Consider the following 20,998-nt stretch of genomic DNA (forward strand, 5'->3'; position numbering starts at 1 on the left):
GGCGATCAGCGCATCCGCCTCTCGCGACGCCTCACCTCACGACCTCACTGGCCGACGCATTGGCGCACGCCTTACAATTCGATACTGCCGTCTTCATCCGCCTTTGGCGCCTCCCCCTCCGGCAGCGGCTCCTTGCGACGGATGATGATGTCGCCGTTGGGCAGGATCTCCGGCATCTCGTAGACGCTCCAGTCCTCCACCTGATCGGCAATCTCCGCCAGCGCCGGACCCATCTCGGTCAGGAAACTGCGCATGGAGGGGCCGATTTCGGCAAAGAGACGCGCTGCCTCCTCCAGGGTTGGCTCCATCTCGCGGCGCAGACCCTCGAAGAACAGCTCCGCCCCGCGCTCCATTAGCGACGGCGCGCCATCGCTATCTGGGGTGGTTTGATCCTGCGCGAGCACCGGCAGTGCGGGCAACATCAGCGCCAACCCCAGAACGCGGGGCAATCGGCGCAGCGAAGAGAACGAGAGAGCATGTGTCATACCCGAAGTATAGCGCGCCTGTGTAACAGGTATAGAGGTCGCGTGGCGCGGTCCCCTCCGTCACGGGCATATGGCAATCTCTTGCCGCACCTTGGCTCACGTCCACCAGCGCGCATCCATACGAAATACGCTACTGGATTGGCTGCGCGACTGTGTATCAGACACGGCGGCGCAGGCCCGCGCAGTCACCCGCCCGACGGACGGGTGAGGTCCAGATCTAGCGTGACGGGAAAGTGGTCCGAAGCCGCCAGCAGGGCCTGGCAGAGATCCGGCGTGCCATAGCAGCCGGCATCCTCAAACGGGTGCCAGATGCGCCATTGCGGATCAAACGACATCAGCTCCGGCGACACCATTGCGTAGTCCAGAAGCGCCTGAAAATATCGCTTATCCAGATGGTTATAGAAACGGGCTGATGTAGGGAGCCCCTGCCGATTGGGCCGCAGTAACTGGCGGGCATGGGGGTCCACCAGCTCGGCCCCCATGATGATTTCCACCGAAGAGCGGCCAAACAGAGCCTCGTAGACATCCAAGCCGGGACCATCGTTAAGATCGCCCATCAGCACCAGCGGCACACCTGCCTGCAGATGATCCTCGATCCGCGCCCGCAGCCAGACTGCCTGTGCCAGCTGCTTGCGCCGGTTGGTGATGGAAATCGCGCGGGCATCCTCGGGCGTCCGTGCGCCATGCGGAGCCTTGGATTTCAGATGCGCGCCGATCAGGCGAAAGGGCAGGCCTGCGCGCGGGGTGATCTGCAGCTCCATCGGCGGTTTGGAAAAGCGCACCAGATCCGCCCTCGCATCCACATCGAGGTCGATCTCAAAACTGCCGTCAAAGCGCGGCGCCTGGGGCGAGGAGACTGGTGCATGGACCGCCTCCAGCACCGCTGCATCATAGAGGAAGGCGATCTCCTGCTGGGTGTCATTGGCAAAGCCCATCACCACGTCACGGGTGCGCAACCCGGCCCAATTGGCAAAATTCTCCAACGCCCGCAGTGTGTTCTGGCGCTTTCCGCTATTGGGGGCCTCCACCACGACGATGCCATCCGCATTGATCGCCCGCAGCACAGATGCAATCGCGTCGGCCTGCGTCCTGCGGCTGATGCCGTGCCGTCCCGATGGCCCCTCATCAAGCCGCAGCCCGTCCGCGTCATCAAAGAGGTTGGCGAACCATTCGATGTTATACGTGCTCAGGCGCATGATCTCGGGCCTGCGCCGTGCCGCTGATATCGTCCCAGGCGCGGTTGATATCGGCCATGCGTTTCTCTGCCAGTCGGATCGCCTCGGGCGGGACACCGCGGGCGATCATCGCATCCGGATGATTGTCGCGCACCAGCCGTCGCCAGATGCGCCGGATCTCCTCCAGCGGTGTGCCGGGCTGCACGCCAAGCACATCATGGGGATCACGCGGCGCGCCCTCGACAAACCGCGCCCGCAATGACCGAAACTGCGCGTCTGACTGCCCGAAGATCCGGCTCACATCCTCAAGAAACGCATTTTCATTCGGGTGATAAAAGCCATCGGCAATGGCGATATGAAACAAGCCCTCCATCAAATCGCAGAGGGTTCCAGGGTCATCGGCAAACATCGCCCCGATGCGGCGGGCATAATCATCGTAGCCTGCAATGTCCTGTCGCGCGAGGTTGAACACCCGTGCGGCCTGCACCTCATCCTCGGCTGCAATCTGGAACACATCCCGAAACGCGGCAACCTCGTCGCGGGTCACCTGCCCGTCCGCCTTGGCCATCTTTGCCCCCAAGGCAATCACCGCAATGGTAAAGGCCACCGAGCGTTCCGGCGGCGTGCGCAAGCGGTCGAAAACCTGGCTCAGGCTTTCGCCATTGGCGAGCGCGGAGAGCGCTTCGGTTATGCGAGTCCAAAGTGACATGAGGACAGTTTACCTGCGATCGGCGCCGGTGTCAGGCGGGGCATGTCCCTCCTCACGGAGAATTTTCCACGATCGCACAGGATCGCGCCATTGGCCCGGCGGCCCGTCCGCGCACACCCGTCATGCAAGTGTTCGCACCCCATGCGGTGTGTCGATCTCAGCGCGGATGTCAGCCGGTCCCGCCTCAAACACGACACGCGCATCTGGGAGCGCCAGCATGGCACGCAGCGCGTCCGCCTCCGGGTGGCAGATTATAAGGCGCCGGAGGCCGCAGCCCTGCTGGGTCAGCCGCGTGGCCGGATGCGGCCCCTGCCATTGCATCAACGCAGGACAGCAATTGTCAAAGGGCAGAATCCCGGTTTCGGGCACCGCCATCTGCCAGCTGAGATCGCCGCGTGTCAGCGACACCGGCTGACCGGCATCCACCTCCTGCGCGGCCAACGTGGCCAGCGTGGCGTCGAGATCATCGCAGCGGCAGATCCAGTTGCCGATCCGAGGCGGACCACTAAACCGGTCAAGGTCGAACCAGCGTGGGCTGCGCTCTGGCGTGGCATCGGGGTCAATGGCGATCGCCTCCAGATACAGCCCGCCCTCCAGGCCAAGCAACGCGTTATGGGTACCGAACACCTGATGCTGCCCACCGGGCTGCAGCGGCACACCTAGCGCCTGCTCCACATGCGCGGTGGCCTCCTCAAGCGTGTCCCCGGCAACGGCGAAGTGATCAAGTTCCATATGCGTATCCTTTGGCAGCCGCGCGTGTTTCGCTCAGTCATTTACCCAAACTTTCCGGGCTGTTGCATAGCGTAACGCCCTAGCCTCAGAAGAAAACCCCATGCCTGCGGTGCCTGTGTCCAGAGGGTCGAAACATCGGGGCATATCTGCTTGATCTCAAGTTAACTTGAGCAATTACAGTGCGAGTCGCGGGGCATTCCCCACCAGACAACCCGGAGACAGAAAATGCACTCAGACTGGTCGCCCGACGATTTACTTGGCCTGTATGAAACTCACCTGACAGTCCGCGACCTAGATCGGGCGCTGGACTTTTACACCAATAAACTGGGCCTGACGCTGGCGCGCCGACTGCCGGAGCGCAAGGTCGCCTTTCTCTGGGTCGGACCGAAGGAGACCGGCATGCTGGGGCTTTGGGAGGTCGGCAGCGCACCGATGGGATTGCAGCTGCATTTCGCGTTTCGGGCTACCCGGTCGGCGGTGCTGCACAGCTGCCAGACGCTCGCGAAACGCGGGATCACGCCGCTGGGGTTCACAGGCGAACCGGTGCAGGAGCCGGTGGTGCTGGGATGGATGCCAGCGGTGTCGATCTATTTCAAGGATCCGGATGGCCACTCTATCGAGATGCTGAATATGCTCGATGAGGCGCCCGATGCGGCATTCGGTGTGCGCAGCTACTCGGACTGGCAGAACCGCTGAAGCCATCATCAGCTGAAGCCATCATCATAGGGCACACGGCATCGTGGAAAACGACGGGCGGGCTCCCGCCCGTCCCGGTGGCATGATACATGCCACCACGCCCGTTGGGCGTGGCGCGTTGCCCCAGATGGGGAAACGCGCGCAGCCGACCCTCATTGAGGGTCGGCTGCCACCGGATAGCTTCAGACCTCAGCCACGCGCCGCGCGGATCAGTTCCAGAATATCCTGAGCAGCCGTCGGGATATTGGTGCCGGGACCAAAGATCGCCTTGACGCCAACCTTGGTCAGGAAGTCGTAGTCCTGCTGCGGGATCACCCCGCCGCAGATCACGATAATATCCTCGGCACCCTGCGCCTTCAGCTCGGCGATCAGTTGCGGCGCCAGCGTCTTGTGACCTGCCGCCTGGGACGAGATGCCGATCACATGCACATCGTTGTCGATCGCATCCTGCGCCGCTTCCGCTGGGGTCTGGAACAGCGGCCCGACGTCGACATCAAACCCGATGTCGGCAAAGGCGGTGGCGATGACCTTGGCGCCACGATCATGCCCGTCCTGGCCCATCTTGACCACCAGAAGACGTGGGCGGCGCCCCTCTTCTTCGGCGAAGTCCTCGATCGACTTCTGGATCGCGGCAAAACCCTCGTCGCCCTCGTAAGCAGCGCCATAAACTCCGGCGAGGGTCTTCACTTCGGCGCGATGGCGACCGAATTCCTTTTCCATAGCCATGCTGATCTCCCCAACAGAGGCCCGGGCACGGGCGGCTTCGACCGCGGCCTCGAGCAGGTTGCCACCCTCACGCGCGCGGCGGGTCAGTTCACCCAGCGCCGCCTCGCAAGCCTCCGTGTCGCGGCTGGCACGGATGCTCTCGAGCCGCTTGATCTGGCTATCGCGCACCTTGACGTTGTCCACATCGAGGATGTCGATCGGGTCTTCCTTGTCCTTGCGGTACTTGTTGACGCCGACGATCACCTCTTCGCCGCGGTCGATCATCGCCTGACGGCGGGCGGCGGTTTCCTCGATGCGCAGTTTCGGCATGCCGGAGGCGACGGCCTTGGTCATGCCGCCCATCTCTTCCACTTCCTGCATCATCGCCCAGGCCTTATCGACCAGCTCGGCGGTGAGGCTTTCGACATAATAGCTGCCCGCCAGCGGGTCGACCACATTGGTGACACCGGTTTCTTCCTGCAAAATCAACTGCGTATTACGCGCAATTCGTGCAGAGAAATCGGTCGGCAAGGCGATCGCCTCGTCCAGCGCATTGGTGTGCAGACTTTGCGTGCCGCCCAGAACAGCGCTCATCGCCTCATAAGCGGTGCGGATGACGTTGTTGTAGGGGTCCTGCTCCTGCAGGCTCACGCCGGAGGTCTGGCAATGGGTGCGCAGCATCTTGGAGCGGTCGCTCTCAGCGCCAAATTCGGTCATCACCCGGTGCCACAGGGTGCGGGCCGCGCGCAGCTTGGCGGATTCCATGAAGAAATTCATGCCGATGGCAAAGAAGAACGACAGTCGTCCAGCGAATTTGTCCACGTCCATGCCGGCCTCAATGGCGGCTTTGACGTATTCGCGCCCGTCCGCGAGCGTATAGGCCAGCTCCTGCACCAGGTTCGCGCCGGCCTCCTGCATGTGGTAGCCGGAGATCGAGATCGAGTTGAATTTCGGCATCCCGTCCGAGGTATATTCGATGATGTCGGAGATGATCCGCATCGAGGGTTCCGGCGGATAAATATAGGTGTTGCGGACCATGAACTCCTTGAGGATGTCGTTCTGGATGGTCCCCGACAGCTGGGACTTGTCATGGCCCTGCTCTTCGCCCGCAACGATGAAGCTTGCCAGGATCGGGATCACCGCGCCATTCATGGTCATCGAGACCGAGACCTGATCCAGCGGGATGCCGTCAAACAGGATCTTCATATCCTCGACACTGTCGATGGCGACACCGGCCTTGCCCACATCGCCCATGACCCGTTCATGATCGCTGTCATAGCCGCGGTGGGTGGCCAGATCAAAGGCGACGGAGACGCCCTGCTGACCGGCGGCGAGGTTGCGGCGGTAGAAGGCGTTGGAATCCTCGGCGGTGGAGAAACCGGCGTATTGGCGGATGGTCCAGGGGCGACCGGCGTACATGGTCGCCTTGACGCCGCGGGTGAAGGGGCCAAAGCCCGGCAAGGTACCCATATGGCCGAGGTCTGCGGTATCCTCGGCGGTATAGATCGGTTTTACGTCGATGCCTTCGAGGGTCTGCCAGGTGAGATCCTCCAACGCACGGCCGCGCAGCTCTTTTTCAGCCAGCGCCCGCCAGTCTTCCGGTGTCTGGGTCATGCAATGGTCCTCTTGTCAGATCGTCCTGCGGCATGTGGTCCGCCGCAGTGTTATTGTCGGGTTTGACGTCCGATTTGTTCGGATCTTCAACCAGTTCTGCGAGCCCGTCGGCACCGCCGACCAGCCACATCATATCGTCGTAGTAACTCTCCCGCAGGCTGGCGGTTTCAGCCTCGGAAAACGGCATCCAGCGCCCATCGCCCTCAGGCAGCAGCCGGGCAAAACGCTCCGGCAGATCGGCGCGCAGCTCCGGCAATCTGGAGCTGGAATTAAGCCGGAATCGCCCCCGTACAGCGGGACAATTCACACCGGTCACCGCAGAAAGTTGCGCCTCGGGCTGGCTGGCAAAGACTTCATGCGCAAAGACCCTGATGCGGGCCCCCGGCATGGCGCAATAGATGTCATGAATGACGTCGCGCCAGCTGCGCGTCGCCTCGGCGATGCGTTCCAGCGTACGGGCATTGGACATCCGCAAGGACTGTTCCAGGCGCACGGCCATGGCGGAGGCCCAATAGCTTTCGGGACTGCGGATGTTCAGCATCACATCGGTGACCGCGCCGCCGAAGGCATGGTCCAGGCGCGACAGATGCTCCCCCGCACCGGGATACAGCTGCCCGAGAGAGAGGTTCTGTTCCAGCTTGCCCATCATATTGGCATCCGACACCACCAGCGATGCGGTCCCGGCGTCACGCAATGCGCAAAGCTGCAGCGCAATACGCCCCTTGGCACGTGTCACAGGGTCGCGGCCCGTCACCGACAATGCGCCGGGTTGGATGCCGTGCAGCAACCCCTTGCGCGTGCGGTCCGGTCCCATCATGGCAATGCCGTATTGCGACAGCTGATCGCCTTTCCGGGTCATGTAGTTCTGAAAATTGCGCGTTGCGCAGCGGTGCGCACCGATATGCAGAATGACTTTCATCGCAGGTTCTCCTTGCGCCAGCGGGGGGCATCGGAGACAGCATGGCGCGTCAGGTGTTCCATCGCGCTTAACAGAAGATGATTTTTTTGTGTCTTCCACGGTTTCAGAGGTCGCTTTTAAGCTTGGACCACATATATTTATGCTCATAGGAGAGCGTATGAACAAATTGAATACACTGGCCCTGCTTGCCACAGTTGCCACCCTGCCGCTGGCCCTCGCGCCTGCCGTTCTGGCCGCACAGGAAAGCCCGCAGCCGCCTGCTCCCTCGGTGGCGGGCCTGAGCGATGATGCCTCCCCGGTCGATCTGACCGCAGAAGAGGCAGCGCCCGCCTTCGAGATCCGCGACGGGTATGAGGTGGAGATCGGCGAATACCGGTGGACCCACCGCCCGGTGGTGGTCTTTGCCGACAGCCCGGCAGATCCGCGGTACCAGGAGCAGATCGACGAATTCCTGCAGGACATCCCGGCCCTGATGACCCGCGATGTTCTGGTGTTTGTCGACACCGATCCGGACGCCAAATCCGCCCTGCGCAAGAAGCTGCGGCCACGCGGGTTCATGCTGGTGCTGATCGGCAAGGATGGCGGCGTGAAGCTGCGCAAACCGCTACCATGGAGCGTGCGGGAGTTGAGCCGCACCATCGACAAGATGCCGATGCGGCAGCGCGAAGTCGAAGACCGACGGGGCGGGTGAGCGCTGCGCGCCCTGCCCTGCCAACCGTAGCGGCCCGACCAACCCTGCCGAACCTGCCATCCGTGGGCGTGATCCGTTAGGAGGTGCGGCCGCGCGAGTAGAACAGGCGCCGGTTGCGCCGGTCGAAGACGGCCATGAACTTCTCTTCCGGCTCGAAGATCAGCACCGAAGTCGGGTCCAGAAGCGCGTTGAAATAAGCCTCTTCCATCTCTACTGCCATGCAGTCCTTGCCGCTGGTGCCCGAAGACAGAACCCCGATGCCCTGCGGCAGATCGCGGGTCATGATCTGCTCGGTGACCACGGTGGGTGACATGCCGTCGATCTCGAATGCAACCGCGGTGCCCTCGGTGATCATACGCATGCCGGTTTCGACATCGCGGACCTTTTTCACCATGGAGCTGATGCGGGTGGCCTTCACCTCGAACAATGCGGCGGTGCAGTTCACGCGGGAAAAGAAATAATGCGTCTCGCCCAGCTTGACCCAGTCTTCCACCTGCGCGCGCACCTTCTCCTCCTGGTCGAGGCTGCAGGCCGCAATCAGCGCGGCACTCAGCAGAGCCAAAACAGTGGCACGCATAAGGCGACTGGAACGGGGCAAGGACATAGGTAGGACCACGGGCAAGACCTTCAGAAACTTTGGCGCGCACTTGAGACCGGGGCGCAGAGCGACCCGGCAAGCTGGATGTGCCAACCCTATGGCGCGGGCGTTCAGAAAGCCTTAACACACCCCGCGCAAGCGCAGGATTTTGCGGTATTTTTGACCCGCGCGCGTACGCCCTGCCGGGGCCGTGCGGCCACCGGGTTGGATCAGGGAATATCCGGGCGCGCGGGGTCATCAGATCATTCGAATTCGATGATCACGTCGTCGACGGCAAGGCTGTCACCGGCGGCGGCGTTGATCTTGGAGACCACGGATTGCTTCTCGGCACGCAGGATGTTTTCCATCTTCATCGCCTCGATCGTGCAGAGCGGCTGGCCTTCCTGCACCTCCTGCCCCACTTCGACGTCGATTTTCACCACCAGACCCGGCATCGGGCACAGCAGCATCTTGGAGGTGTCGGGCGGCAGCTTCTCCGGCATCAAGGCGGCCAGTTCCGCCTGACGAGGACGGCGCACATGCACCTTCAGCTCTGCCCCACGGCTGCGTACGCGGAACCCTTGGGTGATCTTGTCGACCTTGAGCACCAGCGGCGCGCCATCGGTCTCCACATGCGCCAGCAGGTCGCCCGGCGTCCAGTCGGAGGTCACGCGGATGGCAGCGCCGTCCTCCTCGAAGGTCACCGTGGCGCCTTCGGGATCGGCGGCGACATGAGTCTTGAAGGTCTGCCCCTGCAGATCCACCACCCAATGGTTTCCGACACGGCGTTCGTGGTTGTCCATCCGGCCCGACACCTGGGTGCGGCGGATCTCGGCGATGCGATGCATGGCGGCACAGGAGGCGGCGATGCGGCGCAGATCGCCCTCGGGCAGCTCCACCCCGCTAAAGCCGTCGGGATATTCCTCGGCGATGAAGGCGGTGGTGATGTCGCCGGAGATGAACTTTGGATGATCCATCACCGCTGCCAAGAACGGCAGGTTGTGCCCGATGCCCTCGACCTCGAAACTGTCGAGCGCGATGCGCATCGCCTCGATCGCCGCCTCCCGGGTCGGCGCCCAGGTGCAGAGCTTAGCAATCATAGGGTCGTAATACATTGAAATCTCGCCGCCTTCGTAGACGCCGGTGTCATTGCGAACGACCACGGGGCCCGCCTCGCCCGGCGCCACGCCGGGGGTATATGCGGCGGTTTCCGCTGGCGGGCGGTAGCGGGTCAGACGGCCGATCGAGGGCAGGAAGTTGCGATAGGGATCCTCGGCATAAAGCCGGTTCTCGATCGCCCAGCCGGTGAGTTTGACGTCATCCTGAGTGATCGACAGCTCCTTGCCTGCCGCGACGAGGATCATCTGCTCGACCAGATCGACGCCGGTGATCAGCTCGGTCACCGGGTGTTCCACCTGCAGGCGCGTGTTCATTTCAAGGAAGTAGAAATTCCGCTCACCATCAACGATGAATTCCACCGTCCCGGCCGAGGCATAGCCCACCGCCTTGGCCAGCGAGACCGCCTGTTCGCCCATGGCGCGGCGGGTCTCTTCATCGAGAAAGGGGCTGGGCGCTTCTTCGACAACCTTTTGGTTGCGGCGCTGGATCGAACATTCACGCTCGCCCAGATAGACGCCGTTGCCATGCGCATCGCAGAGCACCTGGATCTCAATATGGCGCGGCTGGGTGACGAATTTCTCGATGAAGATCCGGTCGTCGCCAAAGGAGCTAGCAGCCTCGTTCTTTGAGGACTGGAAGCCTTCGCGGGCCTCTTCGTCATTCCAGGCGATGCGCATGCCCTTGCCGCCGCCCCCGGCGGAGGCCTTGAGCATCACCGGATAGCCGATCTCGCCGGAGATCTTCACCGCCTCGTCCGCGTCCTCGATCAGCCCCATGTAGCCGGGCACGGTGGAGACACCGGCCTCCTGAGCGATCTTCTTCGAGGTGATCTTGTCACCCATCTTCTCGATCGCGCCCACCGGCGGGCCGACAAAGGCAACGCCCTCGGCCGAGAGCGCCTCGGCGAATTTGGAGTTTTCCGACAGGAAGCCATAGCCCGGATGCACCGCCTGCGCGCCGGAGGCCCGGATCGCCTCCATCACCTTGTCGATGACGATATAGGATTGGTTGGCCGGCGCCGGCCCCACATGCACCGCCTCATCCGCCATCTGCACATGCAGCGCCTGGCGGTCGGCATCGGAAAAGATCGCGACCGTCTGGATGCCCATCTTGCGCGCGGTCTTGATGACGCGGCAGGCGATTTCCCCCCGGTTGGCGATCAGGATCTTGTCAAACATGGGCTGTCCCTTGTGGTCGGTGTTGAGATGTCGGACGCGCGCACGCAAAACCGCCGCGCACGGAGATCATCCGTGGCGGCGGCGTGCCAGCGTCGTGGAAAACGGTCAGGGGGACGCGGATCAGCTCCGCACCCCGGGCGCCCTTAGCAGCGGCCCGGATTTTCCTGACAGTAGATGAGGTTGCCTGCGACGCCAACGGCGGCACCGGTGACCAGACTGCCGTTGAGCAGCGCGGCACCGGCCGCACCTGCACCCGCGCCATAGAGCGCCTGTTCGCCAGTGGTGTCGCCGCATGCGGCAAGGGCCGTGGTGCCTGCAATGAGGGCGGCAATGATAGATTTGCGCATCGAAATGCTCCTTTGGGAGGGACTGCTAGATTGCGTCTCACTTTGCCCGGACAACGCGGAGCGTCCAGATATGTTCCATGCATAGCGTTGCGATGGGCGACGGATCGCCCGTGAAACTGGCGCAAATGGCAAGGTTTCGCCCATCTGCGCCGACAGCCGCCCTTAGGGTCGATGTCGAGTTGAACAGAAGCGCTACCGCCCTGCCCCGTCAGGGTTTTTCGCGGCGCAGGCAGACTGCGAACCGCGGCAAACAGGGAGAGAGAGTGGGGACCAAAAATGGGCAGCTGGCGCGGGGATGCACACAGCTGCCCAGTCAGGTTTTGGGGCCAGAACAGCAACCAGAAGGGACGAAATGGCTGTGACGGCTGATTTGACCCTACAGCCATCTGCAGGCCTGAAAACCAAATCGTAAGCGTATGGATTTTTTGGGCAGCAGGCCGCGCACTTTCCAAATGTGAGAGCGGGAATGCGCCGATCAGGCCCGGACATACCTCTGAATGCGCAGCTTTTTGCTGCAACAAGAGGGGCATTCGGGCGATATGGCGCATATCCCGCATACGATCAGCCCTCAAAGGCCTCGGGAAAGGACCTGCGCGCCACTTCGACGTCAATCACCAGCAGCGAGTCGTAGCTTTCAGGATCGAAGGGGTCATCCACGGCCACCACCTCGCGCCCGAACAGCCAACTCAGCCGCCCTGCGTCGAGATTGCCGCGCTCAAACGGCTGGTCGCCGAAGCATTCCCACAGCGCTTTCATGAAACCGGCATCGGCCCGCTTGTCCGCAGGCCTGCGATCACGATACCGCTCGCGCTTGGTGATCGGTGTGACGCCCTTGGGATTGGGGCGGCGGATGATATATTGGAAATCTGTGCCCGGAAGACGGCCCGGAAAGCCGCGATGTTTTAGCATGGGTGTGCCTCCGGTCCGGCACCCCGCAGGTCGGAAAGGTCCGGCCACAGGGCCGGACCCCTGAAGTGATTACTTGTATTTGCCGGTGTAGACCGGTTCTTGCGAGATCGGCTCGGGCTCGACCACGACGAATTCTTCTTCGCGCTGGCCTGCGCATGCGGAAACGGCGGCCACGAGACCGGCGAGAGTGAGAAGTTTGATGCTCTTGGACATGTCAGTCTCCTAAGATCATTGATGAAACCTGCACGGGCGCGTGCCCGTACCTCTGTCAGCCTAGCGGAAAACCCACCCGACCGAGGCGCATTTTTGCGTCCTGCGCGCAGCATAGCGGCATTGGTTTCAAGGTTATATGAAAATTCCGCGTCTCCAGCGGGCTGTGGCGCGAAAATCGCAGAAAAATGCCGATGTGGTGTCTCTGGCAGCAGCATCAGAACCCCTCCCAGACGCAAACACCATCATCAACGCGGTAGGTCTCGAAGAACTGCGTCGCTTCGGGTGCGGTGCTGCCAAAGGGCAGATCGCGATCCGCCAGTGAAATCACCACGCGGTCCGGCGCCAGCGCGTGGTGTGTCAGGTATGGCACGGCCAGCTTGGCACAGAGGAAATCAATATCAGTGGCGCTGGCCTCCTGCGTGGTCTGCTCCGCAATCTGCGGCGCGACAAAGCGAAACCGCGCCCAGAGCGCACCGGGCGCCGTGTCCAGCAGCACCTCGGAGAGGGTCACAGGCTGGCCAGAGGGAACTGTGATTGCGCTGGCAGCCGGTGCCTCGCCCTGCCCCGATGCGGCGTCCGCGCCGCTGCCGAGCACCAGCGCGACGCATGAAACAGCCACGGCACACAGGTGTTGCACAGGCGCAGAGCGCCGACTGACGGGCGTAACTTCAACCACTGCTTGTGCTGGAAATTGTGGGAAAGATCCAAATTTGCCGCAGCCCCGACCCCAATCAGATCGGGCTCCTCCTGCCGGGGCTGCGGGCGCTGCGCCTAGGGCGCGCGCTAAACTCAATTCGGCTGTGGCAGAGCATGCAACCGATTCGGCCTCTGAGTTAAACCCTGTTACAAATTTGTGCAAAACCATGTGATCCCGCCCAACCTGCGATCTGTTTGGGAACATGCGGGCGGCATACAGGCGCAATTGCGTCACCCCGGATGCAATTTGCCCGAACATTCCCCTATTATTGCGCTGTTCTAGCGCCATCAAAGCGTCCTCCCGGAGCGCTGCGCCTGAGCCACCCAACGGGCGCGCCGCGCCGGGCACGCCAAAACCGCCCCGATCTCCGACGCCAGACCCGGCGCCACCGGGGCCACGACTCGCCCGCCCGCCTCAACGCGAATCACCTCGCCCTGCCGGGTCAGCCGCACCACTGGAGAGAACCCCCGCACCCGCTGCAGCGCCCGCCACATGTCCTGACGGATCTGATGTGCCAGCCGCATGGGATCACCCACAGGGAGAGTGGTGGTGGCCACCACGTCAAACCGGGCGGGCAGCTGTCGGGAGAGCGTCAGCTCCCCCTCAGCGCGGGATATGTGCCAGCGAGGTGCCATGGGGATCCGGGATCAAAGCGGGATGTTGTCGTGTTTCTTCCACGGGTTCTGCAGCTTCTTGTTGCGCAGAGAGGCAAAGGCGCGCGCCACCCGGCGGCGGGTCGATTTCGGCTGGATCACCTCGTCGATAAAGCCGCGCTCTGCCGCCACAAAGGGATTGGCGAAACGGTCCTCATAATCCGCAGTATGCGCTGCGATCTTCTCCGCATCCTTCAGGTCGGCGCGGTGGATGATCTCGGTCGCGCCCTTGGCGCCCATCACCGCGATCTCTGCCGTCGGCCAGGCGTAGTTGAAATCGCCGCGCAAATGCTTGGAGGCCATCACGTCATAGGCGCCGCCATAGGCCTTGCGGGTGATCACCGTAACCTTGGGCACCGTCGCCTCACCGTAGGCAAACAGCAGCTTGGCGCCGTGCTTGATGACGCCGCCGAACTCCTGGGAGGTGCCCGGCAGGAAGCCCGGCACATCGACAAAGGTCAGGATCGGGATTTCAAACGCATCGCAAAACCGCACGAACCGCGCGGCCTTGCGTGAGCTGTCGATGTCCAGACAGCCGGCCAGCACCATCGGCTGGTTTGCCACCACGCCCACGGTCCGCCCCTCAAGGCGCACAAAGCCGGTGATGATGTTCTTGGCGAAGTCTTCCTGGATCTCGTAGAAATCACCCTCATCGGCGACCTTCGTGATCAGTTCCTTCATATCATACGGCGTGTTGGCGTTCTCCGGGATCAGCGTATCAAGGCTGTCCTCGATCCGGGCCGGATCATCGAAGAACGGGCGCACCGGAGATTTCTCGCGATTGTTGGCGGGCAGGAAGTCCACCAGACGGCGCACCTCGGCCAGGGCCTCGACATCGTTTTCAAAAGCGCCATCGGCGACGGAGGATTTCTTGGTATGGGTGGACGCGCCGCCCAGTTCCTCGGCGGTGACCTGTTCGTTGGTGACGGTCTTCACCACGTCCGGGCCGGTCACGAACATATAGGATGTGTCCTTCACCATAAAGATGAAGTCGGTCATTGCGGGACTGTAGACCGCGCCGCCCGCACAAGGCCCCATAATGACGGAAATCTGCGGGATAACGCCGGAGGCCATGATGTTGCGCTGGAAGATCTCGGCATAGCCGGCGAGCGCATCGACGCCTTCCTGAATGCGCGCACCACCAGAATCGTTGAGACCGATGATCGGCGCGCCGTTCTGGATCGCCATGTCCTGGATCTTGCAGATCTTCTGCGCATGTGTCGCGGAGACCGAGCCACCCAGCACCGTGAAATCCTGAGAGAACACATAGACCTGACGGCCATTGATGGTGCCCCAGCCGGTGATCACGCCGTCGCCTGCAGGTTTGTTGTTCTCCATGCCGAAATCGGTACAGCGATGGCTGATGAACATGTCGAACTCTTCAAAGCTGTCCTCGTCCAGCAGCAGTTCGATGCGTTCGCGCGCGGTCAGCTTGCCGCGGGCATGCTGTGCATCGATGCGTTTCTGTCCGCCGCCAAGGCGCGCGTCTTCGCGGCGCTCTTCGAGTTCGGCAAGGATATCCTTCATGGCAAATGCCCCCTGATCAGTTTGGGCCCAATGTTTCGAACGTATTTTGAACCGGGTTCGTTATCGGCGACCCTAACGCGCAGCCAGCATCAGCCCAAGGCAAATATCGCAAATTTGCAAATGCAATGCATACCCCGAGTGCAAAGCAGCAAATTCGCAAACCAGCTGTGGAAATCGATCCTCGGCGCCGCATCTATGGAAGATGCAATGTGGCTCCGGCGCCCACGACCCGCGAGGCCTTTGGCCAACGGGTGTCGCCACTCGGCAAAATTGTACCACACCGGCAGCTTTGTTGGACTTTAACGAAGCGCCGGACTAGACGATTAACACGCAAACTAAACCGAGACGTATAGTGACCCGCACCACGCCCCCGACCATCTGGACGCTGATCCTGCTCACCGGCCTGTCCGCACTTGGCATGAACATCTTTCAGCCCTCACTTCCCAGCATGGCAGCATATTTCGGGGTCGAGTATCGCATGATCGCGCTCTCCGTGCCGCTCTACCTCGCGTCGAGTACCGTGGTGCAGATCTTCATCGGCCCGATTTCGGACAAGATGGGTCGCAGGCCGGTGTTGATGGCGTCGCTGATCCTGTTTCTTCTGGCGACGCTGGGCTGCATCTTCTCGCCCACGGCGCCCATCTTTCTCGCGTTCCGCATGGCGCAGGCGGTGGTGGCCACCTGCATGGTGCTGAGCCGGGCCGCCATTCGCGACATGCACGATGGCCCCAAGGCGGCCAGCATGATCGGCTATGTCACCATGGGAATGACCGTGGTTCCGATGATCGGTCCGGCGCTTGGCGGGGTTCTGGATCAGGCCTTTGGCTGGCACTCCAGCTTTTGGCTGCTGTTTGCCAGCGGCGTCGCAACACTCGCGATTTTTCACGCCGATTTTGGCGAGACCGCAACCAAGAGCGGCAAGACACTGCTGCAACAGTTCCGCGAATACCCGGAGCTGCTGCGCTCGCCGCGGTTCTGGGGCTATTCGCTGGCTTCAGGCCTGTCGGCGGGCAGCTTCTTTGCCTACCTCGGTGGCAGCCCGTTTGTGGGCAGCGAAGTCTACGGGCTCAACAGTGCCGAACTGGGCTTCTACCTCTCTGCGCCGGCCCTCGGCTATTTCATGGGCAATTTCCTGTCAGGCCGGTATTCGGAGCGCGTCGGGATCAACGCCATGGTATTCTGGGGCGCGATCGTGAACATCTTCGGGGTCGGATTGTCGCTGACAATCACCCTGGTCGGCTGGGACACGGTGTGGAGCTTCTTTGGCCTGATGTGTTTTGTCGGCCTTGGCAACGGCATGGCGATCCCCAATGGCACCACCGGCGCCATCAGCGTCCGCCCGCACTTGGCGGGCACGGCGGCGGGTCTGTCTTCGGCGATCATGATTGGCGCCGGGGCTGCGCTGTCGGCGGCCGCAAGCTGGCTGTTGGCGCCGGGCTCCAATGCCTCACCACTGCTGGAAATCATGTTTGCCAGCAGTATCTTCGGGCTGATCGCCATCCTTTACGTGATAAAACGAGAACGTCAGCTTGGCCTCACGGTCTAAGCCTTTTCCGGCCTAACGCCACGCCGAAGGCTGGTGTTTCGCTTCGGGCTGCGCCCGAAGCGACCCGCGCGTCGCGCGCCCCATTCGGGGCGCGCGACGCGCTCGGCCCAACTGCAACGTCAGCTTTTTAAAGCTGGGCGTCGCAGGCGGGAGCCTCGCGTCAGACGCAACGCAGACGCTGGCGACATTCCACGACTTGCCAGCCCGACTTTGCACTTCTACAGTTTTAGCGGATCCTATTTGCAAAGGCATGCCGCATGGCCACCCAAAAGCTCTATGCCGGGGCGAAGCTGCGCGAAATGCGCACCCGCCTCGCCCTCACCCAGAAGGATTTCGCCGCCAAGCTCGGCGTGTCCCTGCCTTATCTGAACCAGATGGAGAACAACAACCGCCCCGTCTCCACCACCGTGGTGCTGGCGCTGGCGCAGGAGTTCGGGCTGGATGTGACGGAGCTGTCATCCGGGGACAGCGAGCGGCTGATCTCCGACATGCGCGAGGCCATGGCCGATCCGGTCTTTGCCGAGGACGTGCCGCCGCTGGCGGATCTGCGCCTTACTGCCTCCAACGCGCCAGCACTGGCGCGCGCCTTTCTCAGCCTGCACCGCGCCTATCGCCAGACCCACGAGCGGCTTGCGTCGCTGGACGAAGCCTTGGGGCGCGAGGATGCGCGCATTCAGGCCAGCCCCTGGGAGGAGGTGCGCGATTTCTTTCACTATTGCGACAATTACATCGACGCGGTCGACCGCGCGGCCGAGCGGTTTTCGGGCAGCGGCGACACCCGCCTCAACGCCGAAACCGCCCTGCAGGAGATGGGCGTCACCCTGACCCTGCGCGACATGGAAGGCCTGCGTGCCTATGATCCGGAAACCAAGGTGCTGGCGCTGTCGCATCGCTCCGCGCCGCAGACCCGACTGTTCCAGATGCTGTTGCAGCTGGCGCTCCTGCGCTACGGCGACCTGCTGGATGCAACGCTGGATTTTGCAAAGTTCCAGACCGAAGAAGCCCGGTCGATTGCAAAGATCGGTCTTGCCAACTATTTCGCCGGTGCGGCGCTGATGCCCTACACCCGCTTCCTTGAGGCTGCACAGGCCTGCCGTCACGATCTGGAGCTGTTAGCGATCCGCTTTGGCGCCTCGATCGAGCAGGTGGCGCATCGGCTGTCGACCCTGCAGCGCCCGGGCGCAAAGGGCATCCCGTTCTTTTTTGTGCGCGTCGATCAGGCCGGCACCATCACCAAGCGCCACTCTGCCACCCGGCTGCAATTTGCACGTTTTGGTGGTGCCTGCCCCTTGTGGAACGTGCACCGTGCCTTTGAGACACCGGGCCGCTTCCTGCGGCAACTGGCCGAGACGCCGGACGGGGTGCGCTATATCTCGCTGGCGCGGGATGTGTCGAAACCGGGCGGATCTTTCGGGGCACCGGTGCGGCGCTATGCGATCTCGCTGGGCTGCGAGGTGAGCCACGCGGATGCGCTGGTCTTTGCAGACGGGCTGGATGTGACGCAGGCCTCGGCGTTTGAGCCGATCGGGATTTCCTGCCGCATCTGCGAGCGCCAGCACTGCCATCAACGCTCGGTGCCACCACTGGAACGCCGCCTCACGGTGGACACCAATGAACGCAGCGTGCTGCCCTACCGGGTGAATTGACGCAAAACGGGCCGCAGATTTGCTGCGGCCCGTCGTGGTTCACCGCTGCCTCGGCCCTCAGGCCTTGGACAGGATACCCCAGATCTCATCCTTGAGCGTCGCGCGTGTCTTGCGCAGCTCGCTCTCGGCCTGCTCCGAGACCGGCTCCACATTGGTTTCGGCGCGGTGCACGGCGCGGTTCACGTCGTGGTATTCATCCGCCAGCTTTGCAAAATGAGCGTCCGACTGCTTCAGATCGCTGATCAGCGCGGCTTTTTCGGGGAATTCCTCGGCCAGTTCATGCGGGGTATGCGACATCTGTTCGCTCCTTGTCTGTGTTGTTTGACAAGAGCTTAGAAGATGACTCGCAGGCACACTTTGACCGGGATCAAGTTTTGGAGGAATTCAAAACCCCCGAATGACGTGCGGCCGGCATCGCCGCGATATCCGGCCCTCAAGTCAAGGTGCCGCACCTGCGCCCGATTTGAAGCGCTGCAACATTGTGTGCCGTAGGGTGGCAGAGGTTTAGAACCGTGTGAGGAACTGCTCACCTGCTCCACCCCACTCCGACACGGAGCAGCTGTCTGATCGGGCATAGGGAGAGGAATAAAGACAGCCTTCAAATCAGGCTGGTCTGCTTTGAGCCCTTCACTGCCATAAAGCGTTGTTCGCTGGCTCTGATTATGCGACCCATTTCTTCCATGACCGACCTGTATTTGACCGAGCCTGACTTCGAAGCTGAGATTACGATCCTTACCGAAGAGCAGCGAGGGCGCCGGGCGCCTCCACACAACTACATTCGCTGGGATTTCGGCTATGCAGAGGACAATCCTCTAGAGCGAGAGCGCTATCTGGATGCAGAAATCTACATGATTTGGCCAAATTTTCTGGATACCGAAGGCACACCTATGCAGAAGGGCATCCCGCTTGTAGGAACATACAAGGCTCGGATGCACATCCTGGTGAGAGAAATGGTGTGCTACCACCAGAAACGGATATCGGTTGGTCTAAAATTCAATTGCTATGAAGGGGGCCAGATCGTGGCAAGAGGGGTCGTAACAGAGCTTCGGGCCATTTCGCCCAACGGCAACTAAATCTCGCTTTTCGACCAACAGGACTTTCAGACACGTCCATAAAAAACCGCCCCACTGCGGATGCAGGGGGCGGCTAGGCGTGACTGACAGTGCAGGGCTCAGCGCTGCGAGGTCTCCCAATCCGGATTGAACCAAGGCTCTGCATTTGAGGACGGCAGACGGCGCCCCAGGATATGATCGGAGGCTTTCTCGCCGGTCATGATCGAGGGACCGTTGAGGTTGCCATTGGTGATGCGCGGGAAGATCGAACTATCCGCCACCCGCAGCCCCTCGACGCCGATCACCCGGCATTCCGGGTCGACCACCGCCATCGGGTCGTCCACCGCGCCCATCTTGCAGGTGCCGCAGGGGTGATAGGCGCTTTCGACATGTTCGCGCAGGAAACCGTCGATCTCCTCATCGGTTTGCAGGTCGGTGCCGGGCTGGATCTCATGCTTGAGGTAGGGCTTCATCGCATCCTGGGCAAAGACCTCACGCGTCAGGCGCACGCATTTGCGGAAATCGATCCAGTCCTGCTCGGTCGACATGTAGTTGAACAGGATTTTTGGCGCAGCGTTGGGATCGGCGCTGGCCAGCGTGACCTCACCGCGCGAGGCGGAGCGCATCGGGCCGACATGGGCCTGGAACCCGTGCCCCTCAGCAGCAACCTGACCGTCGTAGCGCACTGCGATGGGCAAGAAGTGATACTGAATGTCCGGGTAGTCGATACCCTTGTCGGAACGGATGAAGGCCGCACTTTCGAACTGATTGGAGGCCCCCAGCCCGGTTTTGGTAAAGAGCCACTGCGCGCCGACCAGCGCCTTGCCGAAGAGGTTCCAGTATTTATAGAGCGTGATCGGCAGCTTGGAGGCGAACTGGAAGTAGAACTCCAGGTGGTCCTGCAGGTTTTGCCCAACGCCGGGGCGATCTGCGATCACCTCGATCCCGTGTTCTGCCAAATGCGCGGCGGGACCAATGCCCGACAGCATCAGGAGTTTCGGCGAGTTGAGCGAGGAGGCTGCGAGGATCACCTCAGCACCCGCACGGATCACCTCGATCTGGCCACCGCGCTCGACCTCGACACCAACGGCGCGGCCGTCTTCGATCACCACCTTGCGGGCCAGCGCGCGGATCATGGTGCAATTGTCGCGTTTCAGGGCAGGCTTCAGATAGGCGTTGGCGGCGGACCAGCGGCGACCCTTGTAGACCGTCATCTCCATCGGGCCAAAGCCTTCTTGCTGCTCGCCGTTGTAATCCTTGGTGACCGGATAGCCCGCCTGCTGCCCGGCCTTCACAAAGGCATCATGCAGCGGGTTGTCGCGCGGGCCGCGAGTGACATGCAGCGGGCCATCTTTGCCGCGCCAGTCGGGATCGCCGCCATGGCCGCGGTCGTCCCAGGTCTCCATGCGTTTGAAATAGGGCAGCACGTCGGCATAGGACCAGCCTGTCGCGCCGCTTTCGGCCCAGTGGTTGTAGTCGCCGGCGTGGCCGCGCACATAAACCATGCCGTTGATCGAGGACGACCCGCCGACGACCTTGCCGCGCGGGGTGACCAACTCGCGCCCGCCCAGATGCGGCTCGGGTTGGGATTTGTAGCCCCAGTCATACATCGCCATGTTCATCGGGTAGCTCAAGGCGCCCGGCATCTGGATGAACGGGCCTGCATCGGTGCCGCCATGTTCGATCACCAGCACCGATTTCCCCGCCTCGCTCAGACGGTAAGCCATGGCGCAGCCTGCGCTGCCGGCCCCAACAATCACGTAATCCGCGTTCATCGCGTCCATTCTCCTGTCACAGGGCCGACCCGT

Annotated in this window: 21 protein-coding genes; 5 read left to right on the forward strand and 16 right to left on the reverse strand. The window is 62.2% G+C overall.

Going from position 1 to position 20,998, the window contains the following annotated elements:
* Window positions 1-71 precede the first annotated feature (71 nt).
* The 4 genes from R1T40_RS07940 to R1T40_RS07955 form a co-directional block, all read right to left on the reverse strand.
* Window positions 72-485, reverse strand: coding sequence for a hypothetical protein (locus R1T40_RS07940; protein WP_106162828.1), 414 nt, complete (start codon window positions 483-485; stop codon window positions 72-74).
* 185 nt (window positions 486-670) lie between these two features.
* A complete protein-coding gene (locus tag R1T40_RS07945; RefSeq protein ID WP_317386519.1) occupies window positions 671-1,681 on the reverse strand; it encodes an endonuclease/exonuclease/phosphatase family protein in 1,011 nt (336 codons plus the stop codon).
* On the reverse strand, window positions 1,662-2,369 hold the full coding sequence (locus R1T40_RS07950; RefSeq protein ID WP_106162830.1) for a molecular chaperone DjiA: 708 nt from the start codon (window positions 2,367-2,369) through the stop codon (window positions 1,662-1,664). Before R1T40_RS07950 ends, R1T40_RS07945 begins: the two co-directional genes overlap by 20 nt.
* A gap of 120 nt (window positions 2,370-2,489) precedes the next feature.
* On the reverse strand, window positions 2,490-3,101 hold the full coding sequence (locus tag R1T40_RS07955; RefSeq protein ID WP_317386520.1) for a VOC family protein: 612 nt from the start codon (window positions 3,099-3,101) through the stop codon (window positions 2,490-2,492).
* A 225-nt stretch (window positions 3,102-3,326) separates the two neighbouring features.
* Here R1T40_RS07955 and R1T40_RS07960 point away from each other — a divergent pair, with 225 nt between their 5' ends.
* Window positions 3,327-3,797, forward strand: coding sequence for a VOC family protein (locus R1T40_RS07960; RefSeq protein WP_317386521.1), 471 nt, complete (start codon window positions 3,327-3,329; stop codon window positions 3,795-3,797).
* 189 nt (window positions 3,798-3,986) lie between these two features.
* Here R1T40_RS07960 and scpA read toward each other — a convergent pair whose 3' ends face one another.
* Both scpA and R1T40_RS07970 read right to left on the reverse strand, forming a co-directional pair.
* The gene (scpA, locus tag R1T40_RS07965) at window positions 3,987-6,116 is read right to left on the reverse strand and encodes a methylmalonyl-CoA mutase (protein ID WP_106162833.1); all 2,130 of its coding nucleotides are present in this window, start codon (window positions 6,114-6,116) and stop codon (window positions 3,987-3,989) included.
* A complete protein-coding gene (locus R1T40_RS07970) occupies window positions 6,079-7,035 on the reverse strand; it encodes a hypothetical protein (protein WP_317386522.1) in 957 nt (318 codons plus the stop codon). The genes scpA and R1T40_RS07970 overlap by 38 nt, the downstream gene beginning before the upstream one ends.
* A gap of 157 nt (window positions 7,036-7,192) precedes the next feature.
* Here R1T40_RS07970 and R1T40_RS07975 point away from each other — a divergent pair, with 157 nt between their 5' ends.
* On the forward strand, window positions 7,193-7,726 hold the full coding sequence (locus R1T40_RS07975; RefSeq protein ID WP_317386523.1) for a DUF4174 domain-containing protein: 534 nt from the start codon (window positions 7,193-7,195) through the stop codon (window positions 7,724-7,726).
* A gap of 76 nt (window positions 7,727-7,802) precedes the next feature.
* On the opposite strand, the gene R1T40_RS07980 is transcribed toward R1T40_RS07975, so the two are convergent.
* The 8 genes from R1T40_RS07980 to R1T40_RS08015 all read right to left on the reverse strand — a co-directional run bounded on the left by R1T40_RS07980 (window position 7,803) and on the right by R1T40_RS08015 (window position 14,946).
* The gene (locus R1T40_RS07980; RefSeq protein ID WP_317386524.1) at window positions 7,803-8,330 is read right to left on the reverse strand and encodes a hypothetical protein; all 528 of its coding nucleotides are present in this window, start codon (window positions 8,328-8,330) and stop codon (window positions 7,803-7,805) included.
* 236 nt (window positions 8,331-8,566) lie between these two features.
* A complete protein-coding gene (locus tag R1T40_RS07985; protein WP_317386525.1) occupies window positions 8,567-10,600 on the reverse strand; it encodes an acetyl/propionyl/methylcrotonyl-CoA carboxylase subunit alpha in 2,034 nt (677 codons plus the stop codon).
* 143 nt (window positions 10,601-10,743) lie between these two features.
* A complete protein-coding gene (locus tag R1T40_RS07990) occupies window positions 10,744-10,947 on the reverse strand; it encodes a hypothetical protein (RefSeq protein WP_106162837.1) in 204 nt (67 codons plus the stop codon).
* A gap of 561 nt (window positions 10,948-11,508) precedes the next feature.
* Window positions 11,509-11,856, reverse strand: coding sequence for a hypothetical protein (locus R1T40_RS07995; protein ID WP_317386526.1), 348 nt, complete (start codon window positions 11,854-11,856; stop codon window positions 11,509-11,511).
* Between the two features lie 69 nt (window positions 11,857-11,925).
* Window positions 11,926-12,069 (reverse strand): hypothetical protein, encoded by a 144-nt coding sequence (locus tag R1T40_RS08000; RefSeq protein WP_165798096.1) that lies wholly within the window; start codon window positions 12,067-12,069, stop codon window positions 11,926-11,928.
* Between the two features lie 214 nt (window positions 12,070-12,283).
* Window positions 12,284-12,688 carry a DUF6497 family protein gene (locus R1T40_RS08005; protein ID WP_243394945.1) on the reverse strand — a complete coding sequence of 135 codons (405 nt, stop codon included), beginning with the start codon at window positions 12,686-12,688 and terminating at the stop codon, window positions 12,284-12,286.
* Between the two features lie 365 nt (window positions 12,689-13,053).
* Window positions 13,054-13,401, reverse strand: coding sequence for a hypothetical protein (locus R1T40_RS08010; protein ID WP_317386527.1), 348 nt, complete (start codon window positions 13,399-13,401; stop codon window positions 13,054-13,056).
* Window positions 13,402-13,413: 12 nt separating this feature from the next.
* A complete protein-coding gene (locus R1T40_RS08015; protein ID WP_317386528.1) occupies window positions 13,414-14,946 on the reverse strand; it encodes an acyl-CoA carboxylase subunit beta in 1,533 nt (510 codons plus the stop codon).
* Window positions 14,947-15,298: 352 nt separating this feature from the next.
* Between R1T40_RS08015 and R1T40_RS08020 the strand changes: the two genes are divergently transcribed.
* Both R1T40_RS08020 and R1T40_RS08025 read left to right on the forward strand, forming a co-directional pair.
* Complete coding sequence (locus R1T40_RS08020) at window positions 15,299-16,492, forward strand: multidrug effflux MFS transporter (RefSeq protein WP_317386529.1); 1,194 nt, start codon at window positions 15,299-15,301, stop codon at window positions 16,490-16,492.
* A 257-nt stretch (window positions 16,493-16,749) separates the two neighbouring features.
* A complete protein-coding gene (locus R1T40_RS08025) occupies window positions 16,750-18,138 on the forward strand; it encodes a helix-turn-helix domain-containing protein (protein WP_317386530.1) in 1,389 nt (462 codons plus the stop codon).
* A 57-nt stretch (window positions 18,139-18,195) separates the two neighbouring features.
* On the opposite strand, the gene R1T40_RS08030 is transcribed toward R1T40_RS08025, so the two are convergent.
* On the reverse strand, window positions 18,196-18,435 hold the full coding sequence (locus R1T40_RS08030) for a YdcH family protein (protein WP_106162843.1): 240 nt from the start codon (window positions 18,433-18,435) through the stop codon (window positions 18,196-18,198).
* Between the two features lie 383 nt (window positions 18,436-18,818).
* Between R1T40_RS08030 and R1T40_RS08035 the strand changes: the two genes are divergently transcribed.
* On the forward strand, window positions 18,819-19,211 hold the full coding sequence (locus tag R1T40_RS08035; protein WP_317386531.1) for a hypothetical protein: 393 nt from the start codon (window positions 18,819-18,821) through the stop codon (window positions 19,209-19,211).
* Between the two features lie 98 nt (window positions 19,212-19,309).
* On the opposite strand, the gene betA is transcribed toward R1T40_RS08035, so the two are convergent.
* Window positions 19,310-20,965, reverse strand: coding sequence for a choline dehydrogenase (gene betA, locus R1T40_RS08040; RefSeq protein ID WP_317386961.1), 1,656 nt, complete (start codon window positions 20,963-20,965; stop codon window positions 19,310-19,312).
* Window positions 20,966-20,998 lie beyond the last annotated feature (33 nt).

The sequence above is a fragment of the Tritonibacter scottomollicae genome (assembly GCF_032924845.1).
GTDB lineage: Bacteria > Pseudomonadota > Alphaproteobacteria > Rhodobacterales > Rhodobacteraceae > Epibacterium > Epibacterium scottomollicae.